Origin of the sequence: Ruoffia sp. FAM 26255, from assembly GCF_045528525.1 — a bacterium.
GTDB lineage: Bacteria > Bacillota > Bacilli > Lactobacillales > Aerococcaceae > Ruoffia > Ruoffia tabacinasalis.
Window position 1 is genome coordinate 1 of record NZ_JBGQQX010000144.1, and the last position, 352, is coordinate 352.

Sequence of the window (352 nt, forward strand, 5' to 3'; positions counted from 1 at the left end):
ACAGTAAAACCAGAAAAGGTGGTAAAATAATGTACAATACAATATCAATGCCAGAATTTGAACAAAAATGGAAAAAAGAGAAACTTCCTTTAGTAGACGTTAGAGAAATGAACGAATGGGAAAATGGTCACCTGGACGGAGCAATCCATGTTCCTTTAAGTAATCTTTCAGCTGAAAAAAATAAATTGGATAAAAGTCAAGAGTATTATGTAATGTGTCACTCCGGTGCGCGTTCTTCAATGGCTTGTCAACAATTAGCACAAGAAGGATACAAAGTGATAAATGTAATGGGAGGAATTTCTGCTTGGAGAGGAGAAATCGTTTAATGGAATACGATAAAAAAATTGTGAAC

Annotated in this window: 1 protein-coding gene; it reads left to right on the forward strand. The window is 34.7% G+C overall.

Annotated elements, in window-relative coordinates; genetic code table 11:
• The first annotated feature begins 29 nt into the window (after positions 1 to 29).
• A complete protein-coding gene (locus ACEN31_RS11665; protein ID WP_068710704.1) occupies positions 30 to 326 on the forward strand; it encodes a rhodanese-like domain-containing protein in 297 nt (98 codons plus the stop codon).
• The last annotated feature ends 26 nt before the right edge of the window (positions 327 to 352 follow it).

Excerpts from the sequence above, each read along its gene's own strand:
- ACEN31_RS11665 (WP_068710704.1), top strand. The coding sequence starts at position 30 with ATGTACAATACAATATCAATGCCAGAATTTGAACAAAAATGGAAAAAA.